The organism is Pseudomonas sp. B22129, assembly GCF_044218875.1.
Lineage (GTDB): Bacteria > Pseudomonadota > Gammaproteobacteria > Pseudomonadales > Pseudomonadaceae > Aquipseudomonas.
The window spans coordinates 1,852,851-1,869,673 of record NZ_CP162592.1 but is presented as its reverse complement, the minus strand read 5'-3'; the positions used below and the strand labels follow the sequence as shown (position 1 = coordinate 1,869,673).

General features: G+C 63.2%; 15 protein-coding genes. 3 read left to right on the top strand and 12 right to left on the bottom strand.

All coding sequences use genetic code 11. The features are described 5' to 3' along the window. The first annotated feature begins 142 nt into the window (after window positions 1-142). The 3 genes from AB4P94_RS08505 to AB4P94_RS08495 are packed head-to-tail and all read left to right on the top strand — an operon-like array spanning window position 143 to window position 2,203. Complete coding sequence (locus AB4P94_RS08505; protein WP_395610180.1) at window positions 143-709, top strand: chromate transporter; 567 nt, start codon at window positions 143-145, stop codon at window positions 707-709. Continuing rightward, entirely contained in the window at window positions 709-1,251 is a 543-nt protein-coding gene (locus AB4P94_RS08500; RefSeq protein ID WP_016972926.1) for a chromate transporter, read from the top strand. The genes AB4P94_RS08505 and AB4P94_RS08500 overlap by 1 nt, the downstream gene beginning before the upstream one ends. Window positions 1,252-1,288: 37 nt before the next feature. After that, window positions 1,289-2,203, top strand: coding sequence for a LysR substrate-binding domain-containing protein (locus AB4P94_RS08495; RefSeq protein WP_159958016.1), 915 nt, complete (start codon window positions 1,289-1,291; stop codon window positions 2,201-2,203). A 98-nt stretch (window positions 2,204-2,301) separates the two neighbouring features. On the opposite strand, the gene madM is transcribed toward AB4P94_RS08495, so the two are convergent. The 12 genes from madM to AB4P94_RS08435 form a co-directional block, all read right to left on the bottom strand. Further along, window positions 2,302-3,066 carry a malonate transporter subunit MadM gene (gene madM / locus AB4P94_RS08490; RefSeq protein ID WP_177005680.1) on the bottom strand — a complete coding sequence of 255 codons (765 nt, stop codon included), beginning with the start codon at window positions 3,064-3,066 and terminating at the stop codon, window positions 2,302-2,304. A 1-nt stretch (window position 3,067) separates the two neighbouring features. Continuing rightward, window positions 3,068-3,472, bottom strand: coding sequence for a malonate transporter subunit MadL (madL, locus tag AB4P94_RS08485; protein ID WP_159960602.1), 405 nt, complete (start codon window positions 3,470-3,472; stop codon window positions 3,068-3,070). A 67-nt stretch (window positions 3,473-3,539) separates the two neighbouring features. After that, window positions 3,540-4,439 carry a malonate decarboxylase subunit epsilon gene (gene mdcH, locus AB4P94_RS08480; protein ID WP_395610179.1) on the bottom strand — a complete coding sequence of 300 codons (900 nt, stop codon included), beginning with the start codon at window positions 4,437-4,439 and terminating at the stop codon, window positions 3,540-3,542. Next, window positions 4,436-5,032, bottom strand: a complete 597-nt coding sequence (locus tag AB4P94_RS08475; RefSeq protein ID WP_395610178.1) for a malonate decarboxylase holo-ACP synthase — start codon at window positions 5,030-5,032, stop codon at window positions 4,436-4,438. Before AB4P94_RS08475 ends, mdcH begins: the two co-directional genes overlap by 4 nt. Then, the gene (mdcE, locus tag AB4P94_RS08470; protein WP_395610177.1) at window positions 5,026-5,796 is read right to left on the bottom strand and encodes a biotin-independent malonate decarboxylase subunit gamma; all 771 of its coding nucleotides are present in this window, start codon (window positions 5,794-5,796) and stop codon (window positions 5,026-5,028) included. Before mdcE ends, AB4P94_RS08475 begins: the two co-directional genes overlap by 7 nt. Next, window positions 5,793-6,635: a biotin-independent malonate decarboxylase subunit beta gene (locus tag AB4P94_RS08465; RefSeq protein WP_395610176.1), complete on the bottom strand. Its 843-nt coding sequence runs from the start codon at window positions 6,633-6,635 to the stop codon at window positions 5,793-5,795. Before AB4P94_RS08465 ends, mdcE begins: the two co-directional genes overlap by 4 nt. After that, window positions 6,628-6,927 (bottom strand): malonate decarboxylase subunit delta, encoded by a 300-nt coding sequence (locus tag AB4P94_RS08460; protein WP_016972934.1) that lies wholly within the window; start codon window positions 6,925-6,927, stop codon window positions 6,628-6,630. The genes AB4P94_RS08465 and AB4P94_RS08460 overlap by 8 nt, the downstream gene beginning before the upstream one ends. Then, window positions 6,927-7,760, bottom strand: coding sequence for a triphosphoribosyl-dephospho-CoA synthase (locus AB4P94_RS08455; RefSeq protein WP_395610175.1), 834 nt, complete (start codon window positions 7,758-7,760; stop codon window positions 6,927-6,929). The genes AB4P94_RS08460 and AB4P94_RS08455 overlap by 1 nt, the downstream gene beginning before the upstream one ends. After that, a complete protein-coding gene (gene mdcA / locus AB4P94_RS08450) occupies window positions 7,761-9,431 on the bottom strand; it encodes a malonate decarboxylase subunit alpha (RefSeq protein WP_395610174.1) in 1,671 nt (556 codons plus the stop codon). It abuts the gene before it with no gap. Between the two features lie 282 nt (window positions 9,432-9,713). After that, entirely contained in the window at window positions 9,714-9,974 is a 261-nt protein-coding gene (locus AB4P94_RS08445; RefSeq protein ID WP_395610173.1) for a DUF6124 family protein, read from the bottom strand. A gap of 481 nt (window positions 9,975-10,455) precedes the next feature. Next, window positions 10,456-10,911, bottom strand: coding sequence for a chemotaxis protein CheW (locus AB4P94_RS08440; RefSeq protein WP_395610172.1), 456 nt, complete (start codon window positions 10,909-10,911; stop codon window positions 10,456-10,458). Further along, window positions 10,904-16,723, bottom strand: a complete 5,820-nt coding sequence (locus tag AB4P94_RS08435; RefSeq protein WP_395610171.1) for an Hpt domain-containing protein — start codon at window positions 16,721-16,723, stop codon at window positions 10,904-10,906. Before AB4P94_RS08435 ends, AB4P94_RS08440 begins: the two co-directional genes overlap by 8 nt. Between the last annotated feature and the right edge of the window lie 100 nt (window positions 16,724-16,823).

The window sequence follows — 16,823 nt, the reverse complement described above, 5'->3', positions numbered from 1 at the left end:
GAGCATTCTGACGCTACTCACTCGCTATCAGGTAACACCCTTTCTTCATTTGCCCAAATACACGCGTCCGTAGATCATTCGCCTCATCCTGTGGGAGCAGGCAAGCCAGCTCCCACATAAAAGCACCTCATCGGTACCCTCCATGCCCGAACTCGAACCTGACCAGCCTCAACCCACTCTGTGGCAGTTGTTTTACAACTTCGCCATGGTCGGCCTGTTCGGCTTCGGCGGCGTCATGCCCTGGGCGCGGCAGATGATGGTTGACCGCAGGCGCTGGGTCACCGAGCAAGGCTTCAATGAACTGCTGACCACCGGCCAGTTTTTCCCCGGGCCGAATATCGGCAACGTCGGCATCATCTTCGGCCGGCGCCTGCATGGCTTGCCGGGTGCGGTTGTGACCGTCTGCGGGCTGTACCTGTTCCCCTCGATCATCACCGTGCTGGCCGGCTTCGCCTACGCCAAGTGGTGGAGCCATGACGTGGTGCAGCAGATTTTCGGCGCGGTGATGCCGATTGCCACCGGTTTGATGCTCGGCACCACGTTGCGTCTGCTCAAGGCCATGCCGCGAAACGTGGCGAACTACAGCGCCTTTGTACTGACCTTTGTGCTGATGGCAGTGCTGGTGTTGCCACTGTGGATGGTGTTGCTGATCAGCATCCCAAGTTCCCTGGCCCTGAGTTTCATCGCCCCGAAAAAGGTGGCCGGCTGATGCAAACCGTCCTCCTGCACCTGATGATCCAATGCGCGCTGTGGTCGTTGATGGCGATTGGCGGCAACACCGTGGCCATTGGCGACATTCACCGCTACACCGTCGTGGATATGCACTGGATCACCGACGCCCAATTCGTCGCGTTCTTCGCCCTGTCCCAGGCATTGCCGGGGCCCAATGGCATGTTCCTGGTATTTATCGGCCAGCAGGCGGCGGGCCTGCCGGGCGCGCTGGTGGCCTTGCTGGCCAAACTGGTGCCCTGCTCGGTGCTGGCTTACCTAGGCGCGGGCTGGCTGGAAAAGCACACCCAAACGCCGTGGGTGCAGCGCGTCAAACGCAGCCTGCTGCCGATTTCCATCGGCCTGATCCTCGCCTCCACCTACATCCTGATGAACAGCCTGGAAAACAACACCACCAGCCTGGTGCTGACGCTGGCCAGCGCCGCCGTGGTGTATTACACGCGGCTGAACGCGATCTGGCTGATCATCTTCGGCGTGCTACTGGGCCTGGGCAGTGCATGGCTGGGAGTGAACTGGTTTTAGGGGCACAATCGACAGCATTCGAACCAGAGCCACGGCCATGCTGATCGACGAAGAATTCACCCTCAAGAAACTGGAAATCTTCCTGGCGTTCATGCGCACCGGCAACCTGGCCCGCGCCGCCGCCGAGTTGCAAACCAGCAACGTCAGCGTGCACCGCGCCATCCACTCCCTGGAAAACGCCCTGCGCTGCCCGCTGTTCAAGCACGAGGGTCGCAACCTCACCCCATTGGAAAGCGCTTATGTGCTGGAAGAGCGCGCGCAGAAACTGGTGGCCGATGTGGTCGACAGTGTACGCCTGACCCGCGAAGCCGCCGGTTTCTCAGCCGAGCGCTTCAAGCTGGGCTCGCTGTACTCGCTCACGGTCAAGACCGTGCCGCAACTGATCATGGGCCTGAAGATCCGCCGCAGCGAACTCAATATCGACCTGATCCTGGGCTCCAACTTCGACCTGCTCTACAAGCTCAAGAACATGGAAGTCGACGCGATCCTCATCTCCCTCGACGAACGCGCCAACGATCCGGACTGTGAGCAGATCGCGCTGTTCACCGATGACATCTTCCTTGCCACGCCGGCAGACTCACCCTTCGACCGCGAACAGCAAATCGACCTCGCCGACGTGCGCGACGCCACGTTCATCACCCTCACCCAGGGCTTCGCCACCCATCAGGACGGCAACCGTGTGTTCAAGCAAGCGGGGTTCGAGCCGAAGGTGGCGATGCAGGTCAATGACATCTTCACCTTGTTGAGCATGGTCAGCTCGGGTGTCGGTTATGCCCTGCTGCCGGGAAGGATTGCGGCGGTGTATGAGAACCGCGTGAAGCTGATACCGCTGCAACCCCGTTACCGGTTGCAGCAGCAGATTGGCGTGGTGTTTTTGAAGGCCAAGGAACGCGACCCGAACCTGTTGGCGTTGTTGGCGGAGTGTCGGATGTATGCCAACCGCCAGGCTTGAGACCGCCATCGCAGGCAAGCCAGCTCCCACACTTGAAGCATTCACAAATCAACATGTGGGAGCGGGCTTGCCCGCGATGAGGCCCTCAAGAACAACAATCAGCCGACCAACCCACGCACAATGAAATACAACACCGAAGGCCCCAGCAAACACCCAAGCCCGGTGTGAAACGTCGCGGTCAACGCGCCATACGGCACCAACCGCCGATCCGTCGCCGCCAAGCCTGCCGTCACGCCGCTGACAGTGCCCGCCAACCCACCAAACACCATCGCCGAACGCGGGTTATCCAGCCCCATCCAGCGCGCCGCCACCGGCGTGCCGACCATCACCAGAATCGCCTTGATCAACCCGGTGGCAATCGACAGCGCCATCACATCCGATGTCGCCCCAATCGCCGCACCGGTCACCGGGCCGACGATGTAGGTCACAGCACCGGCGCCGATGGTGGTCATGCTGATCGCATCGCGATAACCAAAGGCCCAGGCCATGCTCGCACCCACAATAAACGGCAGCACCGTGCCCAGCAGCAGCGCCACCACCCCAATCAACCCGGCCTTGCGCGCCTCGGTGGCTTGCACTTCAAACGCGGTGGCGACGATAGCGAAGTCACGCAGCATCGCGCCGCCCATCAAGCCAATACCGGAGAACAGTGCCATGTCCGCCAGGCCTTTTTGCCCGCCGGTGAGCGTGCCGCCCACCCAGGCCAGCACCAGCCCGATGACGATAGCGATGGCCGAGCCATGAATGCGCCCGAACGTCAGGCGCTTGGACAGCACCACAGAAATCCACATCACCACGCCGACAAAAGCAAAGGCGGTGACCAGGCTGTTATTTTCCAGCCCCTTATCAATGAGCGCCCACATATCAGCGCCCTCCCGCTGCAGCAATCAGCGGTTCTTCGGCGGGTAACGGCTCGCCCTTGTGCGTTCGGCTGATCAGGGCAATCGTGCAACCGCACACCACCACCGAGCCGATCGCTGCCAGCACCGCAACCGGGCCGCCGTGCAGCGCAGTCACCACGTTTTGTTGCGCGGCCATCGCCACCACCACGGGGATGTACATGGCGCCCCAAAAGCCCACGCCCATTTCGCAATCCTTGGTCATGCCGCCGCGCTTTTGCATCCACAAGCGTGCGCAGATCAGCAGGATCATCGCGATCCCCACCCCGCCCACATTGGATTTCACACCGAGCAAAACGCCGAGCATGTCGCCCAGGATCACGCCCGCCAACATGCAGATCGCCAGCAATGCCACACCGTAAATAATCATGGTTGTTGTCCTCAAAGTGCTCGTTCGAAATTGTTGTTTTTGTGCTTCGAAAGCCTTGGGTGATGCTTTATCGGTGGCGGCGCTCCTCCTCTTGCAGCAGGGCCTGCAAGGTGTCCAGGCGCGCGCCTTCGCAGGCGATCACGGTGCCTTGTTCAAACACCCGGCGTGACAGGCCGGTGAGCACCGCGCCCGGCGGCAGTTCGATTTGCAGGCGCACGCCGCGCTCGTAGGCGCTTTGCACGGTGCCGCGCCAGTCGACGACGCGGCACATATTGAAGGCCAGGTCGTCACGCAACTGTTCAGGGTTGTGGATCGGCCGCGCGCGGGTGCTGCTCAGGTAGGTGATACGCGGCGGCTTGAGCGTGACAAAGGCTTGTGCCAATGCCTGCGCCGGTTGCTCCAGCAGCGCGCAATGGGACGGCACACTCACGGCCAGCCGCTTGGCGACGCCATTGCCTTTGATGCGGTCCGCGACGTGCTGCATGGCCTCGTCACTGCCAGCGATAACGGTCTGGTTGTCGGCGTTGATATTGGCCAGGTACACCGGGGTTTCGGGGCTGTGGACTTCAGTCAGGAGTTTTTCGACTGTGGATAACTCCGGGCCGATCAGCGCGGTCATTCCATAGCCTTGTGGATAAGCGTTTTGCATCAGTTCGCCGCGCAGGCTGACCAGTCTCACCGCATCCGCAAAGTCCAGCGCGCCCGCGATCACTGCCGCCGGATAAGCCCCGATGGACAGGCCCGCGACATAATCCGGCGTGTGTTGCAGCAGGCGGGCGTGGGCCACACCGGTGATCAACAGGCAAAGCTGAACCGCGCGGGTATTTGTCAGCGCCTGTGAAGAATCCAGTGTGCGGACGTCTTCACCCAAGGCATCACTGGCTTCCTCCAGCACATCAGCGGGCAACTGCTGGAGCATGCCCGGCCGTTGCGCGCCCTGCCCCGGAAACACCAAAAGGCTGCTCATGCCACGGCCTGCCACGGGTCGAGTACCAAATGCGCGCCGCTGGCGGTTTTCAGCAGCACCCGCCGCGAGCCACCGGCCCATTCACGCAAGGCGACGGCGCCGAAAGGCGTTTGCACTTGCAGGTCCACGGCGCAGGGCGCGGTGTCGAGAATGGCCAGCAGATTCTGCGCATCGGCGCGCGTCAGCGGCTCGGGGGTGCGCAGGATCAAATCCAGGTCGCTCTGCTCATGCAAAGCTTCGATGCCCGTCGCCAGTTCAAACCCCGCGCTGCCCGCCACGCCCCAGCTTTTGTTCGCCAGCACGGGCCGCAACACGGCAAGCGCGCGCACGGCAGGCAAATCCCGGAACGAAACAATGTCGCGCAAAGCTTCCGGCGTGACGCGGCGCAGCACACTCGCCTGCGGCATCACGGCGGCGAAGCGCTGATCACGCGAGCGCCCGCGCACGCCAACCGCCACACAGCCCGGCTCGGCGATGGCGCGACGCACCACCACCGGCTGACCGGCGCTGATCGCCTCCACCGCCCAGGCCGGCGCCTCGGCAGGCAGGTGCGCCGGGGTCATGCCCCAGAGCAAGTCGTGGGCGTTCACCACTGCTCCCGCAGCAGCTGGCGCACATGGCTGGACGCCGCGCGGTTGGCAGCGCCGAGGCGGCTGCTCAAGTCGCGGCCATCGATATCCTTGATCGCGTTCAATAGGCAATCACTGACCCGCGCCACGTCGTCCGGCGTGGGCTGCTCAATCCTGCTGACCGACAAGGTTTCCCACAGCAAGCCGAGGCTGGCGTAGCTGTCGATGTCATAGGCCATGGGCGGCACGCTGGCAGCCAGTGCATCAAGCGCTTCGACGCTGCGCAAGGTCACCCGCGCGGCCGAGGCCTTGCCCATGGCGTGCACCATCACGCCGGGGTCACGCAGCGCGATCAGCCGGTTGGCCTGGTAACCGTGGGCGAGGAACGCACCGGACATGGCCTTGCCCACCAGCAACGCAATCACCGGGTGCCCGGCGAGACGCGCGCGGGCGTAGCTGTCGGCGGCTGCGGCCAGGGCCTGATGGATGCCGAGGGCTTCTTCGCGACGCCCATAAGCTTGGCTCGGCACATCGACGATGGCGATGATCGGGCGCTTGTCGCCACGGGCGATGGCCTCGTCCACGGCTTTGGCCAGGCCCCAGCCTTCAAGCAAGCCGACCTCGCCATTGCGGGCGCGGGGGAAGCGGTTTTGCGGGTCGGCGACCACGGCGATGAAGCGCACCGTCTGTTCACCCAATACGCCATCGGCGACTTTCAGGGAGGCCGGCAAACCTTCAACGGGCGTTGCACCGGCGCTCAATGCGTTGAACCACTGCAACCCTCTCATGAGCGTTCTCCTTGATACAGCTCGCGCACCGTGGCCGGGTCGATCTGTGGCGTGGCGTCGAGCTCGGCCAAACGTGCGAGGTAGAAATCGGCCTCGCGGCTGCGCTGTTGAGTCGGCAAACCTTGTTGCAGCAATTCGGTGACGGTCTGTTGAATCTGCGCCACATCGTCTGCCACATAGCGGTCGGCCAGGCCACTGTTGAAGCGTTGCTCGCCGCCGGTAAGGCTCCAGATGAAGGGCCGGTCGCGGGAGTCGTACTCGTCCAGCCCGGCTTCCTGCTCGATCACTTGCGGGCCGTTCAGGCCCAAGCGCGCTTCGCGGGTAACCACCAGATAGCTGCACAAGCCCGCCGCGATGGACATCCCGCCAAAGCAACCGACACTGCCCGCCACCACGCCGATCACCGGCTGGTATTGGCGCAGGTCGACAATCGCCGCGTGAATATCGGCAATCGCCGCCAGGCCGAGGTTGGCTTCCTGCAGGCGTACGCCGCCGGTTTCCAGCAGCAATACGGCGCGAGTGGGGATGCCTTTGCGGTTGTCTTCAGCCGCCAACTCCAGTGCGCCAGCGATTTTTGCGCCGCCCACTTCACCGAGGCTGCCGCCTTGAAAATTGCCTTCGATGGCGGCGATCACCACAGGTTTTGCGTCGATGCTGCCCTTGGCGATCACTACACCGTCATCTGCCTGCGGCACCACGCCCTGGCGGCTGAGCCACGGCGACATGACGCGTTGGAACGGGTCGATCAATTCGCGATAAGAGCCGGCGTCCAGCAGCGCCTTGGCCCGTTGCCGCGCGCCGAGTTCGACGAAGCTGTGTTTGCTGAGCAAGTCAGTCATGGCCGATCTCCTCGAAACCCTGCTCCAGGCGCAAACGCACCACGCCGGGGGTGGCGCCGAAATCGTGAATATCAATGTTCAGGGCGGGCGGTGTCTGCTCCAGGAACATGCGTTCGAACAGGTGCTGCCAGCGTTGCTCGGCGCCATTGACTGAAGTCTGCACCTGGATGGTCAGCGTGCCGGGCGTGCCGGGCTCCAGCAGTACTTCAAGGTCGCCCGAGCCGACGCAACCCACCAGCGCACGGCCTTTGGGCGGCTGCCCGGCGGGGAATTCAAAGGATAAGGTTTCCATCAAAACGCTCCGTCGAGGCGGTCGATAAACAGGCAGGCGGCCAACAGGTCGGCGGCGCCGCCGGGGGAGGCATTCAGGGCCAGTAATTGCTGGTCGAGTTCGTGCAATTGGCGGCGCCCGGCGAGGGTGGCGCTGCCGCCGGCGTCGAGGACAGCTTGGGCGCCCTGTTGCATCGCGCTGATGCCTTCAGGGCCTGCACGATAGAGCACGCAGGTGTCGGCCAGCTCGGTCATGATCGCGAGCAGTGCATCCAGCCGGGCGTTCTGTTCGCCGCTGTTTTGCAGACGGCTTTTGCGCAATTGCGGCAGGCCGCGTTGCACCACCGACGGAAAACCGAGCTGGGCTTCTTCACGGGCACCGCGTGCACCGTAGCGTTGCGCGACCTGCGCACCGTGGCTCATTGGCTTGGGCGCGTAACGGTCGTTGAGCAAGGCCAGCTTTGCCGCATTCAGCGTGACCGCGCGAGGTTCCAGGGCCGCAGCTGCGGTGAGCAAACCGAGGGCCCAAATGGCGCCGCGATGGGTGTTCACGCCGTGGGTGGTGGCGAGCATTGCCTGTTCACCTTCGCGACCAATCCGCCCGAGAGCTTCGCGCAGGGGCAAGCCGATCTCACCGAATTCAATCGCCGCTTCGGCCATTTCCTTGAACATCGGCCACAGCGACAGCGCTGAGGCGTGCATCAGGCCCAGGTGCAAATCGCTGTGGGCGCCGCTGCCACGACGGTCCACCAGGGCGGGTTTGGGCGACAGGTCCGCCTCATCGATCAACGCATCGACGGCCAAGTCGGCGAGGCGATCCGCGAGGCTGAGTTCATGCAGTTTGAGAGCGCGCATTTACCAGCTCCTGAACTTGGCGGGCGGGTTGTACAGGCCACCGGACCAGTCCACCAGATCGGCCACGCTCTTGGCGGCCAGCAGCTCGCGGGTGGCGTCGGTGCGGCGGATGCCGAGGTCTTCGGGCAAGGCGATCAAGCCTTCACGGCGCATGCGCGCGGTGTCCTTGGGGTTGTGGCGCAGGCCGATGGCAGTCACGCCGGCGACGGCGGCGATCATCGCCTGGCGCTCTTCCAGCGAGCGCGCCTTGTAGAGGTAGGCGATGCCTTCTTCGGTGAGCAGGTGGGTCACGTCGTCGCCGTAGATCATGATCGGCGCCAGCGGCATGCCGCTTTTGCGCGCGACTTCCACCGCGTCGAGGGTCTCAACGAATGTCGGTTTGCCGCCCTCTTGGAAGGTTTCGACCATCTGCACCACGAGTTTTTTGCCGCGTTCGAGCAGGGCTTGCGGCGCGTCGTCGTGGCGCATGTCCAGCCACGCCGGGGTGCCATGGCGACGGCCGCGCGGGTCGTGGCCCATGTTCGGCGCACCGCCAAAACCGGCGAGGCGGCCACGGGTGACAGTGGAGGAATGACCATCACCGTCCACTTGCAGGGTGGCGCCGATAAACAGGTCCACCGCGTACTGGCCGGCGAGTTGGCAGAACATCCGGTTGGAGCGCATCGAGCCGTCGCGGCCAGTGAAAAACACGTCCGGTCGCGCGGCGATGTAGTTTTCCATGCCCAGTTCGGTGCCGAAGCAATGCACGCTTTCCACCCAGCCGCTTTCGATGGCGGGGATCAGGGTTGGATGCGGGTTGAGGGTCCAGTTGCGGCAGATCTTGCCCTTCAGGCCAAGGGACTCGCCGTAGGTCGGCAGGATCAATTCAATGGCGGCGGTGTTGAAACCAATGCCGTGGTTAAGCGACTGCACATTGTGTTTTTCGTAGATGCCACGGATCGCCATCATCGCCATCAGCACGTGCACCGGCTTGATATGGCGCGGGTCGCGGGTAAACAGCGGCTCGATGTAGAACGGCTTGTCGGCCACCACCACAAAGTCCACCCAGCTCGCCGGGATATCGACGCGGGGCAAGTCGGATACGTCATCCACCAACTGGTTGACCTGCACGATCACGATGCCATCGCTGAAGGCCGCGGGCTCGATCAGCGCCGGGGTGTCCTCGGTGCTCGCGCCGGTGTAGATGTTACCGGCGCGGTCGGCCATGAAACCGGCGGACAGCACGACGTTGGGGATCAGGTCCACCACCAGCCGCGCATAGAGTTCGATGTAGGTGTGGATTGCGCCGATTTCCAGCAGGCCATCTTCCAGCAACTGGCTGATGCGCAGGGATTGGGTGCCGGCGAAGGAGAAATCCAGCTTGCGGGCGATGCCCTTTTCAAACAGGTCCAGGTGCTCCGAACGGCCGACGCTGGGCATGATCATGTGCAAATCGTGGAGCTTGGCCGGGTCGGCCTTGGCGAGGGAGCGCGAGAGGAAATCGGCCTGTTTCTGGTTGTTGCCTTCGAGCACCACGCGGTCGCCCGGGAGGATCAGGGCCTCCAGCGCCTCGACTATTTTATCGGCCGGCAGCACAGCCCCGTCTGCGAAGTGTTTGACCCGCCCGAGCCGCCGCTGCTTCTCGTCGCGCCGCCGCGTCCAGCGCGAGTCGGGGGTGATGGGTGTTGTCATGGTGGCTCCACGGGGTTGGTGTCGTGGGCTTACCTTAGGAGTGAATCAGGGGGGCATCAATCAAGCACGGCGGTGGATCGTTACGGTTGCAGTAACGGACCATCAGAAAACACGGACTTTTGCCGAACGAAGATTAAAAATGTGGGAGCGGGCTTGCTCGCGAAAGCGGTGGTTCAGTTGCAGATGTACCGACTGACACACTGCATTCGCGAGCAAGCCCGCTCCCACATTTGTTCGGTGGCGCCTGATAACTATCAGTCCCAAAAAGGGAACGATAAGTCCCTATTCGGGACCGATTTGGGGTTCAGGTGAAGGGCTGACTTGCTCCAGCGCTCTGTCCACCAGCAACTGCCCCAAGGCTGCCATTTGCTGAATAGCCAATAACATCGCGCGTTGGGAGTGTTCCAGGTCGAAAGCGAGGTTGCAGGTCATGGCGTTCAGCGAAGAAAAGGTTTCGCTGGCGTTGACGAGCAGGGTTTCAGTGTCTTGGTGGGGGTTTACGGTGAAAAGGTCGGTAGGCGGGTTTGGAGTAGGTTTGATCATGCTGAAGCTCCTAAACAGTCAGTAAGGAGCGCCACCGTTCGCTTGCACGCGAATGAGGGTGGCGACCGTGCGCAGGTGTGCAAGACCGGGCCTGTTTAGGACACCCAGCAGGTCCGAAGACCTCCTGCGCGCAGCCGCCATAAAGCAGCGAGCACAAAAAACGCCCGTGGTTGGCTGGGCGTTTGTACGCCTAAACAGTTTCGTCGGACTTGCACGTCCGTGTCACCGTTTTTCGATGACGAGACGAAGACTAGTCGCCCCGCCCACCCACAACAAGTTCATGCACAGCGCGGAATCTTGCGGGAAAAATCCGACGCTCCCCACCAGGATCGTTTCCAAGCAGAAAGTGGAATCGATCAGCAAATCCAATGTGGGAGCTGGCTTGCCTGCGATGGCGGTGGGTCAGCCAGGGAAGCTTCAACTGACAGATCGCTATCGCAGGCAAGCCAGCTCCCACATGAGATTTCCACAAGGCTTAGCGTCAGGCCAGGCCGGATTCGACCAGCAGGGCTTCAAGCCCCATCAAATCTGGCACTTTCGCCACATGCTCGCCCACCTGCACCGCCGCAAGCTCCAGCGGGCACAGCGGCACGTCGACATAACTCAGTTGGCTATCGAGTTTGTACGACCGCGGAATCCCCTGAATCACCAGCGCAATGAACTTCAACGTCGGCCGTCCACCCAGCGCGTTCAGCACCACGATCCGCGAGTGCTCACCCGTCACAATCGCCTCGCCACACACCGCTTCAAAGCTGATCAGCGGCAACTGCCGATCCCGCCAGGTCACTTGCCGCAAGTACCAGGGCGGCGCGTCGCTGGCCGGTTCGCCGCGTTGGTAGTCGATCAGTTCGGCCACGGCAACGTTGGGCAGCACCAGGTGGCGGTCGGCCAATGGCAGCAGCAGGCCGGTGAGCTGACGGGTGCGGTGGTCAAGCATGGGACTTGCTCCAGTAGGCGATGCTTTCCAGCAGCACCGACTCTTGATACGGCTTGCCAAGGTAGTCGTTGACGCCGATGGCCATGGCGCGGTCGCGGTGTTTCTGGCCGGTGCGTGAGGTGATCATGATGATCGGCAGGCGCATCAGCCGTGGGTCGTTGCGCACCTGGATCGCCACTTCGAAGCCGTCCATGCGCGGCATTTCGATGTCGAGCAGCATCAAGTCCGGGGTGTGTTCTTCGAGCAGGGCGATGGCGTCGATGCCGTCTTTGGCGGTGAGCACGTTCATGCCGTTGCGCTCCAGCAGGCGGCTGGTGACTTTGCGCACGGTGACCGAATCATCTACCACCAGCACCAGCAGCGGGCGCTTTTTCAGCGGGTCGTTGAGGATCAGCGGCGCATCGACCGTTGCCGCCGGCAGCACCGGTTGGCGGGCGCGGATGTGCGCCAGCAGGTCGATGATCAGCACCACGCGGCCATCGCCCAGAATGGTCGCGCCGGACAAGCCTTGAACCGCCGCAAACTGCGGCCCCAGGCCCTTGACCACAATCTCCCGCGTGCCGGCCATGGCGTCCACATGCACCGCCACGCGCCGCTCGTTGCACTGCACCAGCAACACCGGCACGGGCTGGTATTGGCCGAGCAATTTCGGGCGGCTGACGGTGTGCAGCAAGTCGCCGAGATAGAACAGTTCATAGCGCTGGCCGGCGTACTCATAACGCGGCGGGTCTTGCTGATAGTGCCCCGCCAGCTCATGGGGCAGCACACGCACCAGGCCTTCAATGGTATTGAGCGGGATCGCGTATTGATCGTCCGCGCACTGCACCATCAGCGCACGGTTGACCGACACGGTAAACGGCAGCCGAATGCGAAAGTGCACACCGGCGCCGGGCGTGGAATCAATCACCATCGAGCCGCCGAGCTGGCGCACTTCTTCGTGCACCACGTCCATGCCGACGCCGCGCCCGGAAATCTGGGTGATTTTCTCGGCGGTCGAGAAGCCCGGTTGCAGGATGAACTGCAACACATCGCGGTCGCTGATTTCCTGATTGGGGTCGAGCAAACCGCGCTTGATCGCCTTGCGCCGCACGGCTTCCAGCGGCACCCCGGCGCCGTCGTCGCGCATGTCGAAAATGATGTCGCCGCCTTCGTGGGTCAGGTCCAGCGTGACCCGCCCCTTCTCCGGCTTGCCGGCCAACAAACGCGCCTCGCGCGATTCCAGGCCGTGGTCGACGGCATTGCGCAGCATGTGTTCCAGCGGCGCCACCATGCGCTCCAGCACGTTGCGGTCCATCTCGCCTTCGGCGTTGCCGACGATAAATTCAACGTCCTTGCCCAACTCTTGCGCCACCTGGCGCACGATGCGTTTGAGGCGCGGCAACATGCGCTCGAACGGCACCATGCGCGTGCGCATCAGGCCTTCCTGCAACTCGGTGTTGATCCGCGCCTGCTGCTGCAACAGGTTGTGCGCATCGCTATTGCGCCGGTCGAGGGTTTCCTTGAGGTCGAGCAAGTCGGAGGCCGATTCGGACAGCGCGCGGGACAGCTGCTGCAATTGCGAATGGCGGTCCATTTCCAGCGGGTCGAATTCTTCATACCCCAACCGCTCGGCCTCGGCCTGTTGACGGCTGAGAATGCGGCCCTGGGTTTCGGTGTCGAGGCGCCGCAGTTGGTCGCGCATGCGCTCGATGGTGGTTTCCACCTCGTTGAGGGCAATGCGCGCGTCGTTGACCTGCTGTTCGATGCGGCCACGGAAAATCGAGGTTTCGCCCGCCAGGTTGACCAGATCATCCAGCAGATCGGCGGAGATTTTCACCATGTCGGCGCCGGGGTCAACCGCCGCCTCGGCCTTGTTCGCAGGTAATGCAACGGGCGTTACCGGCTCATCGCCCGGATGCACCAGGCTTTTGATGCGTTCGATGAGCTTGTCCACCGAGCCTACCGGCAAGCCGTCCGCCACCGCGTCGATCATCTGCGCGAGGCGGTCATGGCAGCCCTGCAGCAACGCGAATAGCTCGGGCGACGGCGCGAGCAAGCCGGCGGACAGCCCTTCGTAGAGAAATTCAAGCTCATGGGCCAGGTCGCCAATCGGCCCGATTTCGACCATGCGCGCGCCACCTTTGAGGGTGTGCAAGTCGCGCAGCAGGGTTTCGACCTCCTGGCGGTTGTTCGGCTCGGCCTGCCAGCGCTGCAAGGCGCTGCTGGAGCTGTCCAGGATATCGGCGGCTTCTTCGAGGAAGATATCCAGCAACTCAGGGTCGGCCCCTTGGGTCTCGGGCGCCGCAATCGGTGTTGTCGGGGTGCCGCTTTGGCGCAATGCGCGCACCTTGGCGACCCATTCGGTGCTGTCGCTCAAAGGCTGGTGATTCTGCAACTCATCCAACTGCAAGGCCAGGTGTTCATGGCTGGCCATCAGCACTTGGGACAACTCGACGGAGTAGCTGTAGCGCCGGTCCACCAAGCCTTCGTACAGGCACTCCAGCTCGTGGGCGAGGTCGGCAACCGGGCCGATTTCGGCCATGCGCGCGCCGCCCTTGAGGGTGTGCAAATCCCGGTGCAACGATGACAGCGGCGCCGGGTTATCGGGGTCCAGCAACCAGCGTTTGAGCGACTGCCCGGCGCTGTCGAGGATATCGACGGCCTCTTCGAGAAAGATCTCGACGATCTCGTCATCCATCGCCGTTTCATGGCCCAGCTGTGCCGTGGCGGCACCCAGCTCAGCGATGCTCAACGCGCGGCTGCCATCGCTTTTGATCAGGCCGGTCGCGGACGGGTCCAACGCTTCATCCAACAGTTCACGCAAGGCTTCAACCCGCGCCGGCGCCGGGCTGATCTCCTGCCCGGCAGCCAACTGGTCGAGCATGCTGATCAGCGCTTCATGGGCCTGTTCGGCCTCATGGAAGAAGCGCTCGCTGACCGCCAGGCTGCTTTCTTCCACGGCGCCATACAGGTCGAGCAAGGCTTCGCACAGTTCGTCAATGGCGTGCAGGTCGGCGACGTGCGCGCCCTCCCCCAGTGTGGTCAGCTCATCCAGCAGCGCAGTCAGTTCCTGGCGCTCGCCGGGGTGTTGCTGCCAGCGGCGTAACAGGCTTTCGGCGTCGAGCAGAATGTCCATGCCCTGGGCGAGGAAGTTGGCGATCAACTGCGGGTCGCGCTTGATGCGCAAGCCCGTGTTGGGGGCGTCGAGCAACGCCTGCAGCTGGCTGTCGAGCAGGCCTTGGGTACGCAGGATCAAGTCCTCGGTGCCTTTGATCGGCGCCAGGGGATCGCTGTCCAAATCCCGCAGCCCGCTCTGGAACAGGCTTTCGGCTTCCAGCAGCAACTCCACTTCGTCCAGGTCCAGCGGCAGGCGGTGGGCCTTGTACTCACGGGTCAAGTGGTCCAGCGGCCGCGCCAGCTCGGCGATGGGCAGCACGCCCGCCATGTAGGCGCTGCCCTTGAGCGTGTGCAGGGCGCGTTGCAGTTCATCGCTGACTTGCAGCGGCACGTGTTCGGCGGCCTGTTGCAGGAAGTGGTTAAGGCTTTCCAGGTGGCTCTGGGCTTCGTTGCGGAAAATTTCCAGCAACATCGGGTCGTGGGGTTCGTCAGCCGAGGCATAAGTGCCGCTGGCCAAGGCGTGGGCGCGGGCGGCCAGGGCGTCGACTTCATCGCGCTGGCGCTGGTCGTCGATGGCGAAGTCGGCAATCAATTCCGGCAGCAAGGCCACGGCTTCGTCCAGCACCTGCTGCACTTCGGCGCCGAGGGCCACACTGCGCTCCAACACACGGTTCAGCAGGTTTTCCACGGCCCAGGCCAGTTCGGCCAGCACCAGCGCACGCACCATGCGGCCACTGCCTTTGAGGGTGTGAAAGGCGCGGCGCATTTCGCCCTGGGCGGTCTTGTCAGCGCTGTTGGGCAGGTTGCGATGCAGCACGTCGAGGACTTCATCGGTTTCTTCGAGGAAGACTTCGCGCAGTTCGTCGTCGATGGGTTCTTCACCGGTCGGTGGCGGCAGCAGGCTGCCGGGACGGACCAACGCCGGTGGGTTGAGGCGCGAGGTGGGGCTGGCCAATGCGTCGAACTGCGACTGATTGGGGGCCAGATCGGTGGACAATACGCCCTCCGGTGCCACCAACGCCTGGCGCCAAGGTTTCTCGGCCGGCAGATACCCCAGCGCGGCGAGACCCTGAGTGGCGAGTTCCAGGACTTTTTCACCCGCAGCGTCGGGGTCTTGAAGCATGCGCTCCAGATAATATTCCAGGCTGCTGATCACATCGGCAAAGTGGCCCAGTTGCACCTGCGATGGCGCAACTTCGCTGGCCATCAGCTGTTCATCGACGTAATCGGTGCAACCGCGCATCAGGCTCGCCGCCCGTGGCAGCGGAATCATCGCCAGGGCGCCGCGTACCTGGCTGAGCAGTTCCGGCAGGGATTCCAGGCGCTGGCGGTCCCAATCGGCTTCAACGCAATCGATGACCAGTTCCTTGGCTTGCCGCAGGCATTGGCAGGATTCGCGGATCACCAGTTGGTGAATCTGGGTCAGGTCAGTGGTAGGCAGGCGGCTTTCTTCGCGGCTCTCCGGCTCGACGGTACCGACCATTCCGGCCAGCGTGGCCTCGACGTAAAGCAAGGCACCGGCGACGTCCATCAACACCGCATCGTTGGGTTCGCGCTGCCCCTGCACCAGGCTCAACACCACGGCAAGTTGATCGATGATCACTTTGCGCGGTTGGCCAAAACCCAGCACCGCCAAGGTATCGGCGATCTGCCGCAGCGGCGCGAGCAAGGCGTCGAGGTCGTGAGTGTGCTGACGGTCGCTGCGCACGAACAGGTCGAGGCGCTCTTTGACCCGCACCAGTTCTTCGCACAAGGCACCGAGTACCGAGCCCATGGCGTTACGGTCCGGCCCGGCCAGGCGCGCGCGTTCGGCGTCGACCACGGCACTGTCGGGCAAGGCTTCATCCAGGCCGTAACGTTCTTTCAAACTTTGCATGCGCGGCGTCGGCCGGGTGACTTTGGCGACGTAGAACAGCAAGCTTTTGAGCAATTCATCCGGCGCAGGCTGGTTGATGCCGCCAATGCCTTGGGCGAGCAAGCGCTTGAGCTGCTTGTCGCTGGCCTTGAGCAGGCTGCGCAACGCCGGGCTGTTGGCGATTACGCCGGTGAGCATGCCTTCGACCAGCGCCGAGGTGACCTGCCACAACGGCAGCAACGGCGCGCCCTGGCACAGCGCCTCGAGGCGCGCGAACACCCGCGCCATGTCTTCCAGGTTGCTCGGGCCATGGTCTTCGCGCAGTAAACCGGCCAAGGCTTGTTGCAGCAACTGGTGCCACTGGCGCAATTGTTCGTGCAGGCCAGGAGACCCGCGTTGCGCCAGCACCTCATCGGGCAACGGCTCAATCGACAGCAGTTGCGGGCTGAACAGGCTGGTCTCGGACAACAGGCTTTCACCGCGTGCGCTGCGCAGGTCGTTGAGCAGCGGCAACACCACCAGCGGCAGGTCGCGGCGAGCGCTGTGTACGCGGTCGAGGTACAACGGCAGTTGGCTGAGGGCTTGTTGCAGCAGGCGAATGCCTTCGTCGCGCTGGCTGACGCGCCCGGCTTGCAGGGCCAGCGCCAGTTCTTCGATTTCTTCGGCGAGCAGGGCCGCACCGTAGAATTCGACCATCAACAGCGCGCCATGTACTTGGTGCACACCGGCCAGGCACTCGCTGATGGCGTCGCCGTCACTTGTTTCGACATAGGCGTCGAGCGCCGAACGGGCCTGTTTCAGGGTTTCGGCAATGTCGCCCTTGACCCATTCGAGGGCCACGTAGTCGTGCCGATCAACCATAACTGCTCCGCTTAAAATTCGTGGGTTGCTGGTGTTGCATGGATCTCGAACTGAATGGAGATCTAATGTGGGAGCTGGCTTGCCTGCGATAGCGGTGGGT

Excerpts from the sequence above, each read along its gene's own strand:
- AB4P94_RS08505 (WP_395610180.1), top strand. The coding sequence starts at position 143 with ATGCCCGAACTCGAACCTGACCAGCCTCAACCCACTCTGTGGCAGTTG.
- AB4P94_RS08500 (WP_016972926.1), top strand. The coding sequence starts at position 709 with ATGCAAACCGTCCTCCTGCACCTGATGATCCAATGCGCGCTGTGGTCG.
- AB4P94_RS08495 (WP_159958016.1), top strand. The coding sequence starts at position 1,289 with ATGCTGATCGACGAAGAATTCACCCTCAAGAAACTGGAAATCTTCCTG.
- madM (WP_177005680.1), bottom strand. The coding sequence starts at position 3,066 with ATGTGGGCGCTCATTGATAAGGGGCTGGAAAATAACAGCCTGGTCACC.
- madL (WP_159960602.1), bottom strand. The coding sequence starts at position 3,472 with ATGATTATTTACGGTGTGGCATTGCTGGCGATCTGCATGTTGGCGGGC.
- mdcH (WP_395610179.1), bottom strand. The coding sequence starts at position 4,439 with ATGAGCAGCCTTTTGGTGTTTCCGGGGCAGGGCGCGCAACGGCCGGGC.
- mdcE (WP_395610177.1), bottom strand. The coding sequence starts at position 5,796 with ATGAGAGGGTTGCAGTGGTTCAACGCATTGAGCGCCGGTGCAACGCCC.
- AB4P94_RS08465 (WP_395610176.1), bottom strand. The coding sequence starts at position 6,635 with ATGACTGACTTGCTCAGCAAACACAGCTTCGTCGAACTCGGCGCGCGG.
- AB4P94_RS08460 (WP_016972934.1), bottom strand. The coding sequence starts at position 6,927 with ATGGAAACCTTATCCTTTGAATTCCCCGCCGGGCAGCCGCCCAAAGGC.
- AB4P94_RS08455 (WP_395610175.1), bottom strand. The coding sequence starts at position 7,760 with ATGCGCGCTCTCAAACTGCATGAACTCAGCCTCGCGGATCGCCTCGCC.
- mdcA (WP_395610174.1), bottom strand. The coding sequence starts at position 9,431 with ATGACAACACCCATCACCCCCGACTCGCGCTGGACGCGGCGGCGCGAC.
- AB4P94_RS08445 (WP_395610173.1), bottom strand. The coding sequence starts at position 9,974 with ATGATCAAACCTACTCCAAACCCGCCTACCGACCTTTTCACCGTAAAC.
- AB4P94_RS08440 (WP_395610172.1), bottom strand. The coding sequence starts at position 10,911 with ATGCTTGACCACCGCACCCGTCAGCTCACCGGCCTGCTGCTGCCATTG.
- AB4P94_RS08435 (WP_395610171.1), bottom strand. The coding sequence starts at position 16,723 with ATGGTTGATCGGCACGACTACGTGGCCCTCGAATGGGTCAAGGGCGAC.